Origin of the sequence: Varibaculum cambriense (assembly GCF_022133705.1) — a bacterium.
In the GTDB taxonomy this organism is placed as follows: Bacteria; Actinomycetota; Actinomycetes; order Actinomycetales; family Actinomycetaceae; genus Varibaculum; species Varibaculum cambriense_A.
Map to the genome: position 1 here is coordinate 64,490 of NZ_JAKNHJ010000010.1, position 13,219 is coordinate 77,708.

Annotated in this window: 14 protein-coding genes; 5 read left to right on the forward strand and 9 right to left on the reverse strand. The window is 49.2% G+C overall.

Annotation, left to right across the window (positions count from 1 at the left end; translation table 11 throughout):
• Positions 1-89 precede the first annotated feature (89 nt).
• Positions 90-1,094, forward strand: coding sequence for a type I pantothenate kinase (coaA, locus tag L0M99_RS06050; RefSeq protein WP_024059727.1), 1,005 nt, complete (start codon positions 90-92; stop codon positions 1,092-1,094).
• A gap of 1 nt (position 1,095) precedes the next feature.
• Here the strand turns inward: coaA and L0M99_RS06055 are convergent, their stop codons facing one another.
• The 6 genes from L0M99_RS06055 to L0M99_RS06080 form a co-directional block, all read right to left on the reverse strand.
• A complete protein-coding gene (locus L0M99_RS06055; RefSeq protein WP_238128087.1) occupies positions 1,096-1,425 on the reverse strand; it encodes a type II toxin-antitoxin system RelE/ParE family toxin in 330 nt (109 codons plus the stop codon).
• The gene (locus tag L0M99_RS06060) at positions 1,425-1,730 is read right to left on the reverse strand and encodes a type II toxin-antitoxin system RelB/DinJ family antitoxin (protein ID WP_238128088.1); all 306 of its coding nucleotides are present in this window, start codon (positions 1,728-1,730) and stop codon (positions 1,425-1,427) included. The genes L0M99_RS06055 and L0M99_RS06060 overlap by 1 nt, the downstream gene beginning before the upstream one ends.
• 198 nt (positions 1,731-1,928) lie before the next feature.
• Positions 1,929-2,420 (reverse strand): 30S ribosomal protein S9, encoded by a 492-nt coding sequence (rpsI, locus tag L0M99_RS06065; protein WP_024059730.1) that lies wholly within the window; start codon positions 2,418-2,420, stop codon positions 1,929-1,931.
• Positions 2,421-2,447: 27 nt separating this feature from the next.
• Positions 2,448-2,894 (reverse strand): 50S ribosomal protein L13, encoded by a 447-nt coding sequence (rplM, locus tag L0M99_RS06070; RefSeq protein ID WP_238128089.1) that lies wholly within the window; start codon positions 2,892-2,894, stop codon positions 2,448-2,450.
• Between the two features lie 381 nt (positions 2,895-3,275).
• Positions 3,276-4,574: a family 16 glycosylhydrolase gene (locus tag L0M99_RS06075; RefSeq protein WP_024059732.1), complete on the reverse strand. Its 1,299-nt coding sequence runs from the start codon at positions 4,572-4,574 to the stop codon at positions 3,276-3,278.
• A gap of 18 nt (positions 4,575-4,592) precedes the next feature.
• Positions 4,593-5,753 (reverse strand): ROK family protein, encoded by a 1,161-nt coding sequence (locus L0M99_RS06080; protein WP_024059733.1) that lies wholly within the window; start codon positions 5,751-5,753, stop codon positions 4,593-4,595.
• A gap of 63 nt (positions 5,754-5,816) precedes the next feature.
• Here L0M99_RS06080 and L0M99_RS06085 point away from each other — a divergent pair, with 63 nt between their 5' ends.
• From L0M99_RS06085 to L0M99_RS06100, 4 genes are read left to right on the forward strand one after another with little or no spacing between them, the layout of a single operon-like run.
• Positions 5,817-6,824, forward strand: a complete 1,008-nt coding sequence (locus L0M99_RS06085) for a carbohydrate ABC transporter permease (protein WP_238128090.1) — start codon at positions 5,817-5,819, stop codon at positions 6,822-6,824.
• Between the two features lie 15 nt (positions 6,825-6,839).
• Entirely contained in the window at positions 6,840-7,736 is an 897-nt protein-coding gene (locus tag L0M99_RS06090; protein WP_024059735.1) for a carbohydrate ABC transporter permease, read from the forward strand.
• 22 nt (positions 7,737-7,758) lie between these two features.
• The gene (locus L0M99_RS06095; RefSeq protein WP_238128091.1) at positions 7,759-9,108 is read left to right on the forward strand and encodes an ABC transporter substrate-binding protein; all 1,350 of its coding nucleotides are present in this window, start codon (positions 7,759-7,761) and stop codon (positions 9,106-9,108) included.
• 32 nt (positions 9,109-9,140) lie between these two features.
• A complete protein-coding gene (locus L0M99_RS06100) occupies positions 9,141-10,766 on the forward strand; it encodes a glycoside hydrolase family 36 protein (protein WP_024059737.1) in 1,626 nt (541 codons plus the stop codon).
• A gap of 42 nt (positions 10,767-10,808) precedes the next feature.
• Here L0M99_RS06100 and truA read toward each other — a convergent pair whose 3' ends face one another.
• The 3 genes from truA to rplQ form a co-directional block, all read right to left on the reverse strand.
• The gene (gene truA / locus L0M99_RS06105; protein WP_038110273.1) at positions 10,809-11,699 is read right to left on the reverse strand and encodes a tRNA pseudouridine(38-40) synthase TruA; all 891 of its coding nucleotides are present in this window, start codon (positions 11,697-11,699) and stop codon (positions 10,809-10,811) included.
• The gene (locus L0M99_RS06110; RefSeq protein WP_024059739.1) at positions 11,681-12,439 is read right to left on the reverse strand and encodes an ROK family protein; all 759 of its coding nucleotides are present in this window, start codon (positions 12,437-12,439) and stop codon (positions 11,681-11,683) included. The genes truA and L0M99_RS06110 overlap by 19 nt, the downstream gene beginning before the upstream one ends.
• A gap of 190 nt (positions 12,440-12,629) precedes the next feature.
• The gene (gene rplQ / locus L0M99_RS06115) at positions 12,630-13,208 is read right to left on the reverse strand and encodes a 50S ribosomal protein L17 (protein WP_024059740.1); all 579 of its coding nucleotides are present in this window, start codon (positions 13,206-13,208) and stop codon (positions 12,630-12,632) included.
• Between the last annotated feature and the right edge of the window lie 11 nt (positions 13,209-13,219).

The following is a 13,219-nucleotide window of genomic DNA, read 5'->3' on the forward strand; positions in this document are numbered from 1 at the left end:
GCTTTTCTTGGAGGGGCACTGGCGGGAGGCAGGAAACACCGAATCGACGCAAGTTTTGAGCGGATCCAACCTAGCGGAGCCTAATAGTTATGCCAGCAAAATCCATTTATGAACAATTTGATCGGGACGCTTGGCGCGCCCTCGCCGCTAAAACCCCGATGCCGCTTACCGAGGCCGATTTGCGTTCCCTGGCAGCGTTGGGTGATCCGATTGATTTAGAGGAGGCAGACGCAGTATATCGCCCCCTGTCAGCGCTGCTGCGTTACCGGGTTTTACATTCTCGCGCCCTGGGACGCGATCAGCAAGAATTCTTCGGGCGGCCCCGGAAGCGAAAAATCCCTTTCATTATTGGGGTTGCTGGTTCCGTGGCTGTCGGGAAATCCACCACTTCCCGGATTCTGCAAAACCTGCTTAGCCGCTGGCCGGAAACCTCGCGGGTCGCTTTAGTAACGACCGATGGATTTTTGTATCCGAACGCAGAGTTGGAGCGGCGGGGGCTAGTAGCCCGGAAAGGATTCCCCGAGTCCTATAACCGCCGCGCCCTCCTGAATTTTGTTACCCAGGTAAAAGCTGGGGAGCCGGAGGTGAAAGCGCCGGTATATTCGCACGTCACCTATGATGTGGTGCCGGATAAATACGTGACTGTTGCCAGCCCCGATATTTTGATCCTAGAAGGGATCAACGTGCTGCAGCCCGCTTGGTTTTACCGGGGACATCAAGATCTGCCTAACCTGGAGAAAAAGCTGGATCAAGATGATGGACGCAGCGGGTTATATGATCACAAATCCCTGGCAGTCAGTGATTTTTTTGATTTTTCGATTTATGTTGATGCCCGCACCCGGGATATTGAACGGTGGTTTGTGGAGCGTTTCTTGTCGTTAAAGGAATCGGCCTTCTCTGATCCCAACTCATATTTCCAGGTTTATGCCGGCATTTCGGATTCGGTGGCGCGCCAGATCGCCCTCGATATTTGGACCTCCATAAATCTGCCCAACCTGGAGCAACAGATTCGTCCTACCCGAGGGCGGGCGACGCTAATCCTGCGTAAAGACGCCCAGCATCGCCTAGAAAACGTCTACCTCCGCAAGATCTAAGTCATCCGGACGGCTGTCGAATATAGCTCTGAATATCTCGTTTACCGTAGAAGATACGAACAATCTGAACTGCGGGTTGGGTATCGTCGATGGTATAAAAGGCAATGAAATTATCGACCGGCATCTGTCGCATTCCCATACTGCGCCAGGGTTCCCAGGCGACCTTTTTATTGCGAGCAGGGAAATGTCCAAGACTACGTACCTGCTCGCGAATCCGGTTTATTTGAGCAGCCGCTATCGCCGGTTCCCGCAGCTCTCCAGCAATGTACTCAAAGATTTCTCTTAAATCTTGCAGGGCCTCATCTGAATAAATGATCAGATAGTTAGCCATTAGATTCCGTACTCTTTACTTAAGAGTTCATCTACTTGCTCTCCGGAATAGGATTTTCCCGCGAGAAGAGAATCGTAACCTTTCTGCAGTTCGGCACTTAGCTGCTCAGTAGTGAGTTCCGCCAGCGAAAGAGGCGCTTTTGCAGGAAGTTTTATCCCGAACGGAATACTTCTAGTTAGTTTGATCTGACTGTAGAGCATTTGTACCACCGAAGAGGGCGTGACCCCTAGGCGTGAAAGAATGTCGTCTACTTCTGCTTTAAGCTCTGGGTCTATGCGAGCATAAACAGCTGCTGTATTCGCCATATTTCTACCTTCCTATTCTCGAGTTCAGATTAACACCAGAAGAAGGCTAATGTATAGAGTTTTGCAAACACTAGCAAGTAATATTCGCTTTTATATCAATCTCTGCCCTACGATCGGACCGCATTATTTTGATATAGTTTTGCCCGGTAAGGACGGAATAAACCGCCTTTACCGGGCAAAATATATAAGCGTGAAAGCTTAGCGCTTAGAGTATTGCGAAGCCTTACGCGCCTTCTTGAGGCCGGGCTTCTTACGCTCAACAGCGCGTGAATCGCGGGTTAGGAATCCTGCCTTCTTTAGGGCAGGACGGTTCGCTTCCCGATCGATTTCATTTAGTGCGCGGGCAATGCCGAGGCGCACCGCTCCGGCTTGACCGGAGGTGCCGCCCCCAGAGACTCGAGCAATAACGTCAAAACGTCCCTCGAGATCTAGCAGGGTAAACGGAGCCCGCACTAGCTGCTGGTGCAGCTTGTTCGGGAAATAGTTCTCCAAAGTCCGGCCGTTAATCTTCCATTCGCCGCTGCCCGGCACCAACCGGACACGCGCAACTGCGCTTTTACGGCGTCCCAGCCCAATGCCGGGAGCGGTCACGGACTGTCCGGAGCCGGTCGACTCCGACTGGGTTTCCGTGGTGTAAGAGCTGGGGGCATTCTCCTCCAACAGCTCTTCGTTTTCGGTGGTATCAGCCACAATTCTCCTCAGGGTTTTGGCTCAGGGCTACTGGGCGATTTTCTTAATTTCGTAAGGTTCTGGCTGCTGCGCCGCGTGGTTGTGTTCTGCACCCGCGAATACATGCAGCTTCTTCATCTGGGCACGTCCCAACCGAGTGTGGGGAACCATGCCGCGCACCGCTCTTTCTACCGCAACTTCCGGTTTCTTAGCTAACAAGTCACCGTAGGTTACAGATTTCAAGCCACCCGGATATCCGGAGTGACGGTAGGCGCGTTTCTGCTGACGTTTGTTGCCGGTAAGTCCGACCTTGGCGGCATTCACGATAATTACGTGATCGCCCATATCCTCGTTGGGAGTGTAGGTCGGCTTATGCTTGCCACGCAGCAGCTTGGCGGCTACGGCCGCCAGTCGTCCGAGAACGACGTCTTCAGCGTCGATGACATACCATTTCTTGTCCTGGGTGTCACCGGCTTTCGGATTATAAGTTCGCACGGGCTTAAGCCTTCGTTTCTTCTTTGGGGGCGAGAACTTTGAGAGCGCGACAACAGAATGGCAGGAACTGCCTAAAAATGTTGCGGACGCCGCCGAAGTGTCTTCACCCGACTTCGTATTTCTTTCCGTCTAGCGTCCTGTTTTTGCCAAAACCCCAGGTAGAGCACCCGTGTTTGGATTGTTCCAGGACACACAACATTTAGTATTTTACGGAACCGCGGCTACCTGGTCAAAGTAATACCCTGTTGAACTGCACACATAGGCATAGGTTGATGACGTCATGTACAGTTTGCACAGCTATAAGCCATAGGCTCTTTGGATTTCCAACCAACATAAGCCGTCAGGAGGATTTCACTTTGACAGGAGATCCTAAAACTCACTCTATCGCTTGCGTAGTACCGTGAGTTGCGTCAAATCGGGAGCGTAATCTTGCTTGTTATAGAATCGGACAGAATTCCAACCCGCTTTTAGATGCGTCAGAAACTCAACGGAAGCAGGTCTTCCGCTGAAACTACCGCTAGCTAGATTTGTTAGTTCAGCGACCGGATGCCCATTAACATCAACTGATAAATCTCTGTGTTCTTCACTTCGATATTGCAAATTTAGCCAGTATTCTCCATCTGTAGGGGCATATACATGAGGAAGGGTTACATCATTCCGATCCAGTCCAACCCAACGCACAGTTTCTTCTTTGGCACAAATAGATTTACCTCGTACGACACCATCACATAATTTATATTTTTCAGGCAGTGACTTTGGAATTCTCTGGTATGCACGAAAGTAATCAATTTCGAAGGTCTTCGGATATGGCACGCTATTATCAAACGGTCCAGTCCAAGAAGAAGCATCCTGTTTCTCATACACACCCAAGTAAGTCATCATGGGATAATTTGGAGACGCTTTCTTAGCTAAGACTTGCTTGCCATCCATATAAACTTTTATAAAATCTTCATCCCATTCAAAACCATACACGTGAAAGCTTTCGGCAAGATTAGTTTTACCATCGTCAAAACGGGATGTGTAAGACCATAGATTCGGCCAGTCTCCCCATGGATGTATTGCCGTCTGGGCAGTAGTAGCACCATTTCGACCTAGTATTTCGAAAATATCTATTTCTCCTGTCTCCCTAGATTTCGCATTTTTTCCCTCGGGCTGATCTTGATTTACACCCGTCATCCACCATGCGGAATGAACTCCTCCACCTAGAGCAGCTTTAGCCTTAATTTCGAAATAACCATATTTTTGAATAAATCCTCGGAATGGGGGGACGGACTGTGCTATGTCTTTGTAATCCGTCCATTTGTGAATGTAGTCCTTCTCGTATGTCTGCAACGAAGAAACTTTAGTATCGGAATCATAGGTTGGATCCCATGGTTGCTGATCAGGCAAGATCTTTAACTTCAAAGTTCCATCACTAACTTCATATTTTGCTTTTGTCCCTGGCGATTTTGACCAATGTTCCAAATATTTATCAGCAAAAAGTCGACGATTAATATCGTCATTATTAAACTCATCTGATGCAGTCAATAAGTACCCAGGTTTTGACGGAGTATCTGGATCTGTCACCTGCGTAACCTCAGCCGGTAAATCCGTATCAGCCACAGCCGGTAGAGCAGCGTAGCATGTAAGTGCCATCATCAGCACGAAAGTTAGAAAAATCTTCATTGATTTTGCAATCATTAGTGCTCCTTATTTAAATTATTGCCAAAATTTATCGGAATCAACAGCTGGGAAATAATCAGAGTTCAGTGCATGTACCCTGATCCGATCCCAAACACCATCTAGGGCGTATCGAATTCCCCCAAGAGCTACAGCCCGCCTCCCTAATGTGGATACCACAATCGAGGGCGCAAATGGACACAGTTTTCTGATGGTCTGCTCCATTTGCGGCAAAAACAGATCCGCATATTCACAAAATTGCCCCCCTAGCACCACACACTCAGGGTCAATAACCGCAATCATACTGGCAGTTCCCAGCCCTAATATCTCACCGAATTTCGCTGCGCCGGCAATCGCTAGTTTATTGCCTTCCCGAGCCTGTCTAAACATGGTTTCTCGATCGGGAGGCTGGTTAGGAGTGTAAATACTTTTTGCGAAACTTTCCGCTTCTAGCTCCCGCCACCTTAGTTGCGGAATTTCTCCAATTAAACCTGCGGCTCCCCGACTCCCCGCCCGCACCCTTCCGTCAAGGACACTTGCCGCACCAGTGCGAATTCCAGCTAGGATAAACACTACGTCGTTACGTTTGGCAGCCGCACCAACCCAGGATTCCCCACGAGCCCCTAGGGCACAGTCCCCAACAGTAGTGACTTTAACTCCAAGTTCCTCAGAAAGTACCTGATCAAGTTGCAGCCCCTGCCAGCCCGGCATTCCTTTGCCGCCAAAATAGGCAACTTTTCCCTGGTACTGAACGCCCGGGCTTCCGGTCACACAAACCCAGGTTTTACCACACTTGGTATCTTCCAAAGTTTTTTTACTAACAGTTAATGCAGCTGCTATACGCGTTTTGGTAGGGGTGTTCTCAGCTAAATCTTCTGTATTTTCAGCAAGAATATGCCCACTTAAATCTGCTGTGAGCGCACTGACGTGATGAGCTCCAATATCTAAGGAAAGGACATGCCCCGCTTGAGAAGAGAGTTTATAGTAGGTAGCCGGTCTACCCATTGCGATTACCCCTTCAGGGGCGGGCATATCTTCTACCCATCCCAGTTTAACCAGGTCAGAAACAATTGATTCAGCCGCTGGGCGAGTTACTCCAATTTGTTTTGCAACATTGGCAACGGTATCTGAGCAGCCTGTCAGGTAACGTAATGCAGCCTCCATATTGGTACGCCGCTGAATTCTTCGTTGAGCATTCACAATGGTAAACCCCCATTTACTGAAAATGCTTGACTTACTAAAGAAACTAACGTAATAATTGCTGTGACGCAAGTCTTACTAGCTGAGGAGTCGCGGATGACTGCTACCGGATTAATAAATAGCAAGGACGCTGCAGAGACCAGTACGTCTGAAACAAAAGAGACTAATACCCTGAACTTTTCAGGTAGAAAGCCTAGCAAGTTAAAGCTGGCAGAGAAGCGCGCCGGATACCTTTTCATAGCCCCTGCCGTAATCGGATTCCTAGTTTTTTATCTAGTTCCCATGATAAGAGGTCTAGCCATAAGTTTTACAGATTGGGATTTAATTTCTCCTGCAAAGTTCGTAGGATTTGCGAACTATCAAAAGTTACTGGGCGACCATCACTTTGCTCATGCACTGGTAGTGACTGTCATCTACGTCCTCGTCAATATCACTACCCAAACCATAGCTGGTTTAGGAATAGCGGTACTAATGCAACGTATCAGCAAATCCAGCTTGGTTCGTTCGCTCTTACTGGTTCCCTGGCTAGTACCAAACGTTACTATTGCGGTAATCACCTTGTTTTTACTAGACCCCAATGTAGGTCTCGTAAACCATCTATTGACTTTGGTTCACAGCGAACCCATCGCTTTTTATGGCAATCCTGATATCGCTATCTTTACGGTTGCACTCGTTAACTCCTGGCGAAACATGGGATATACAGCCCTACTGATTTTCGCGGGAATGCAAATAGTTCCAAACATGATTTACGACGCCGCAAAAATAGATGGAGCTAGCACTACAAGAAGTTTTTTCTCGATAACTTTGCCACTGATACGCCCCATCCTCGTGATGGTGATAGTGGTTTCTATGATTGGCTCATTCCAGATTTTTGACACTGTAGCCGTAGCAACTAAGGGTGGACCACTGGATTCCACTCGGGTTATCTACTTTTACATCTACGAGAAAGCCTTTCAACAAGGCCAAATGGGATATGCCGCTGCAATGGCCGTCATCTTACTAATCATCATTTTAGTTATGACTCTCGTCCAATTGCGTTTAACGAAAGCTAGCGAATCGGACTTGGGATAACTTGAGGGGAAAACAATGGAAAACAGAAATATATTGCGCAAGCTGAGCACGGAAAAGGTACTCGGATGGACGACCTTAATACTTATATTGATAGTCACCTTACTCCCCTTCGTATGGGCAATCCGCACAGCCCTAACTCCAAACTCCCAAATTTTCAACGGCGACTATTCTTTGATCCCGACCGATGCCAGCTGGATAAATTTCAAGCGGGTACTCGGGTTTGCGACCACTGAAGAAGACTTAGCCGCGGGAGGATCGGGAGCAAAGATATATTTTTGGCTCTACCTGCGTAACTCTTTGATATTCACCGCCATCCTGGTGCTCGGCCAGGTAGTAACCTCCACAATGGCCGCATACGCGTTCGCCCGTTTACATTTCCCCGGAAGAGATAAAATCTTCGCAATCCTACTCACAGGAATGATGATCCCCCCGATTTTTATCGTGCTACCGAACTTTGTATTAATAAAAAATCTGGGACTTCTAAACACTTTCACCGGCCTCTTGGCACCCTATGTTCTAGTTTCACCTTTCGCCATTTTCTTTTTGCGACAATTCTTTCTATCGATTCCTCGCGAGGTAGAAGAAGCTGCCCTTCTGGATGGGGCGAACCGATGGACGATATTTAGCAAGGTAGTAGTCCCTATCTGCAAATCACCCATCACTACAATTGCAATTATTCAGGCAGTTTTTGCGTGGAACGAATACTTATGGCCACAACTGGTCGGTAAAGAACACGCCGTTCGACTACTCAATGTCGCTCTGGCTACCTTTCAACAAGCTTCCCCCTCTACTAAACCAGACTGGGCGGGTCTCATGGCAGCTGCAACCTTGCAGACAATCCCTATGTTGATCTTACTTTTAGTAGTCGGGAAGAAACTAGTTAATTCAATCGGTCTTACTTCGGCGAAGTAGAGCCGTCCCTAAGGAGAATGAAATGAAAAAAACAATCGCATTGACCTGCGGTGTAGCTGTATTTGCCACAGCAGGTCTAGCGGGGTGCGCCCCACAGGAAACAAAGGGAAACGACACAGATAATAGTAAGGTCACCTACAGTTTGTGGGATCCCAACCAAAAACCAGCTTACGAGGCTTGTGCTGCCGAGTTTAAAAAGAAAAGTGGGATTAGCGTCGACATTCAGCAAACCGGGTGGGACGATTACTGGAAGAATTTGACTGTCCAATTATCTTCAGGAGAGGCGCCGGACGTCATTACCAATCACGTAGCTCAATACCCTGAACTAGCAGCTAAAGGGGTCTTGACCGATCTTAAACCATATATCCAAAAAGATAAGATTGACATGAGTCAATACACTGGCGATTTGGCATCCCTGTGGAATTACGAAGATAAAACTTTTGGGATTCCACAAGACTGGGACACTATAGCTCTCGTCTATAACGTAAAGGACGTTAAAGACGCCGGAATTGATGAAGCTAGTTTGCAGAAATTAGATTGGAATCCCCAAGATGGCGGTAGTTTTGGCAAAGCTATAGCTCACTTGACTATAGATAAGAACGGAAAACGCGGGGACGAGGCCGGGTTTGACAAGAACAATGTTGAAACTTACGGCTGGGGACTGGAAACTAATTCTGGAGTAGTTGGTCAAGGCCCGTGGTCATGGTTCGCCCTTTCTAACGGTTTCAACTACTTAGATAAGAATCCGTTTGGTCGCCATTACAACTTAGATTCTCCCAAACTGATTGAAGCCATGAAATGGTGGCAGCAGCAGATTCAGGCCGGATATGTTACCCCGGTTGAGAAGGCAGGCGACCTTGGTCTAGAACCTATGATGGAACAAAATAAAGCAGCTATAGTACCTGACGGCTCCTGGAGAATTAATACTTGGTCTCAATCAAAGACTCAAAAGTTCAAGTTCGCTCCTCTTCCCAAAGGGCCTATGGGACAAAAAACCATAATCAATGGTCTCGCGCCCTCTATAACCAAGAATGCCAAAGATAAAGACAAAGCGTGGCAGTGGGTCAAATTCTTAACATCTACGGAATGTCAGAGCATTGTTGCGAAGAAAGCAATAGTGTTCCCCTCAATTACCAGTCAATCAGAGGCAGCAGCTAAAGCCCATGAAGCCAACGGAGTCGACGTCAGCGCCTTCTTGAATATCACCAAAGACCCCAAGAACCTGGTCTACTATCCGATCACTTTTAAGGCTGAAGAAATTAACTCTGAAGCAAACAAGGTTTTTGAAGGAATTGAGCGCGGAAGCGAAGACCCCGCTAAAGCGCTTCCAGAGTTGAACGAGAAAATAAACGAGCTCTTAGCAGAAAAGTAAAACACTACTCCCCCACCACGAGGAACGGGATCATGAAGATAAAATACCAGCACGGAAAATTTATTTTTCCGGAACAGATTTCTAGCTCAGCTGCCAATATCTCTTGCGGACAAGTTGGTGACGCAACTAATCAACAGCCTCCCACCGGCAGCGGTGTCTCAGTAACCTGCGCGGAAATTCAGGTATCCTATCCTGACCTTAAAAATGTTGAGTTCTATCGACATGGCTGGAATTCTTGGTCCCCGACCTCGTGGTGGTCGGTAACTAAACCTCCTTACCGGGTTTGGAACAATCCCCCTCGCTCACTAACAGCCGAAGACGCGTATTCTGATGATCCCAAAGTTCATCAGTCGTATCTATTAACTGCAATCAAGGTAGATCCGGAAAAGGAACTCATCATGCTTATCGGATCCTTAGGAGGGAAATCTGGATATTTTGAGATTGGAGAACATCTATTAACCGCAAGAAAGTTACCAGACAAAACCGACAATTCTGCGCATCCTGCCCCATCAAAATGCGATAAAGATAGCTACGTCTCGTGGTGGGTTGGGATTGGTACAGAACTGAGTGTTTTTCAGGCCTATGCCGCTGCCCTTAGAAAATCTCTAGGTAGTAAAGACAAACGACTCAACCGTTACCCAGGGACTATTTGGTCGTCTTGGTATTCCTGGTTTGAAGAGATCAGCGAAGAAACTATTGAAGCCGAAATCATTCCAGCTGGACGCAGCGGATATCAGGTACTTGAAATAGATGACGGGTGGGAGAAAGGGATAGGAGATTGGCAACCTAACGCAAAATTTCCCTCCGGCTTAGAGGCTTTGGCAAATAAGATAAGAAACAACGACCTGACACCCGGAATCTGGGTTTCACCTTTTATTGCCTCAGGTAATAGTGCAATCGTCCAAGAGCACCCAGAATATTTCATTCATGATTTTTCCGGAAATTTGGAACCTGCTGGCTACAACTGGGGAGATTACTACTACGGATTAGACTGCACCCACCCAGGGGCGAAAACTTGGCTCAAAGAAATCCTTACAACTATTTATGAGTGGGGATTCAGGTATTTCAAACTGGACTTTCTGAACGCTGCTGCAATAGTAGGACGGCGTTATCGAACAGTTTCAAGGGAATACGCCTACCAGGAGGGACTGAAAACAATACGTGAAGCACTCCCAGATGCGTACCTAATGGCCTCAGGCGCACTGATCGGACCGTCTTTAGGGCTAGTCGACGGAATGCGGGTTGGACCTGATACCGCTCCTTATTGGGATAACACTGAACGTAAACAAGATCCCTCCGGGCCAGCTGTCCGCAATGCGGCTTTAAACTCGCTGTCTCGCTATTGGTTGAAGCCCCTGGTAGCGCTAGATCCTGATGTGGCGTTTACCCGTTCGCGAGGTTCTCTCCTGAGCCCCCAAGCGAATGAGTTTACCCAGAATCTAGCAAGAGTATGCGGTAATTTTAGCTGTTCTGATCCATACTCTTGGCTAACTGATTCCGAAAAGAACCAGGTAAGAGAAATTTGCACGGAATTTAGGATGCCGCTCTCAGTCAAACAGATATCTCGCTTCAAATTCCGTAGCGGAAATGAAGTGGTTGATTTTGCCCCCTGGCTCTACCCAACAGAGCGAATTTCCGATCGTATTTTAGCGAAATAAGGGCAGCTGTCTTTAGCTTGGTACCTTACGGCTTTGGGTCACTTAAGAGGGCGAGTTTTCGGGCAGGGTACGGACTACTTTGGCTTTTTGGGCTTGCAAGGCGTATTCGTCCTCCGGAGGATAGGCTACCTCCCAAAGAGTCAGCCCCCGCCCATCGGCAAGCGGAACCCGCTGGTCACGTACTCCGGCAGCCAGCAGCTCCCCTACCCAGTTAGGTTCGTATTTACCCCGCCCAATCTCGATTAAAGCTCCCATCATGAACCTGACTTGGGAGTGACAAAACGCGTCGGCGCGAATCATCGCTTGTACGATTCCGGCACCAGGACGGGAAATATTAAAGGAATGAAGCGTGCGCACTGTAGTCGCGCCCTCCCGAGGTTTCGCAAAAGGTAGAAAATCATGCTCGCCACATAACGCCTGCGCTGCCACCTGCATTGTTGTCTCTTCCAGGGGCGAGGAGGTGCGGGCGATATCCAAGCGGCAAGGATCTTGGGCACGGGGATCATCACAAATCAGATAGCGGTAGGTGCGAGAAAGCGCCGAAAAACGAGCATCAAAGTCCCTAGATACCACCCTGACCTGTTTTATTGCCAAAGCTCCGTTCAAACCGCGTCCCGCGAGGCCTTCTAGACGAGCCCGGAGCCGTTCCCCTCGCACCTGGTCGTTTTCCTCGCGCCCTCGGGACAGGGAAAGCCAAAAGTCTTTCGTCACGTCCAAGTGGGCAACCTGTCCGCGGGCATGCACCCCCGCATCGGTGCGCCCGGCGACGGTAAGCTGCGCCGGCTGGCGGGTAATCAGACTCAGCGCTTCTTCCAGGCGACCTTGCACGGTCAGCAAACCCGGTTGGCGTGCCCAACCGTGAAACGGTGCGCCGCGATAGGCCAGGTCTAGGCGCAAACGAATCGAGCCGTCCATCAGGTGGTCAGCCCCCAAGCCCGCACCCCGCCGCGAATACCGGCATCATTAGGCACGATCACCACTTCTTCACCGAGGGTTTTGCGTACCGATTCCACAATGTGCGCCGAGTTTCCTCCTCCTAGGTAGAGCCGATCCCACATAATTGCATCGCGTAGCACCCCTACTACGCGTCTTACCCGCCGTGACCAGTGGGCATCCCCCATGCGTACCCGTTCGGGCTCTCCCACGTAATCGTCGAAGAGCAAGCCCCAGCGGGCGACCATATGGGAAAGTTCCATATGGGGAGCCAGGCGTCCTCCATCCCAAATTGAATTCCCGAGCCCGGTTCCCAAGGTAATGATCATTTCCATGCCGGTACCAGAGATAACCCCGGCTCCCGCCACTTCCGCATCGTTTAAAACTAGGGAGGGCAACGAAGTTTGTTGTTCTAACGCACCTGCCAGGTCAAAGTTTTCCCATGCCTGTACCATTTCGGGTAATACCCGGGTACGCGGCCCAGACCGGCACACATAATGGGGGGTGGAAATGACTACTCCGTGGCGGATCATGCCGGGCATACCTACGGTGATCCGATCGGTTTCCGCCTTAAATTCAGTGCGGAAATCCTCTACAATCTGGATTAACTTTTCCGGAGGCAACGGGTAGGGGGTGGGAACTCGCAGGGAAGGCGCCACCATGGTGCCGCGTTTATCGAGTACCGAGGCCTTGATCCCGCCTCCGCCACAATCAACAGACAAGGTCAGAGGGGTTCTCATCTCTTTTCCCATGTTCTAAGCTTACCGGCAGATTATTACTTGCCGATCTGGTTGACCGCTAAGATTCAGTACCAGGTCTTAAAATCTGCTACCAATAAATAATGCGGGCAGTTGGCATTATCTATGCCAACTGCCCGCATCAAGTTATCACAACTTACCACGTCAGCTAGTGACGGATAAGTGCAAAGAACTATTCTTCAGAATCTGCCGCTTCGTCCGCGTCTTCAGCTTTTTCAGCTTCCGCGTTCTCTTCGCTGGCGTCCGAAGTTTCGACTGCCTCTTCCGAAGCAGTTTCTTCGGCCTTTTCAGCCTCTTTGGATTCCTCCGGCTGTTCAGGCTTATCAGCTTCGTCCTTGGTCGGCTGCACTTTGGCTTTCGACTCTACCTTTTCGGTGACCAAAGAAATCTCGGCCATAGGCGCATTATCGCCCCGACGAGCAGGCAGTTTTACAATCCGGGTGTACCCGCCCTGACGGTTGGGATCCAGATCCGGAACTACTTCATCAAACAGGGTATATACCGCATCGAATCCGCGGGTGTACTTATCTACCTGGGTGCTCAGCTTGCGGGCAACCATACGGCGATTGTGGATATCACCCTTCTTCGCCTTGGTGATCAGCTTTTCAATGTAGGGCTGTAGGCGGCGAGCCTTCGCTTCAGTAGTGCGGATCGAACGGTGTTCGATCAGCGATTTCGCCAGATTCGCCAAGATTTTACGCTCATGTGCCGGGCCGGCTCCTAGCCGCGGACCTTTAGATGGCTTAGGCATGTTTCTTCCTT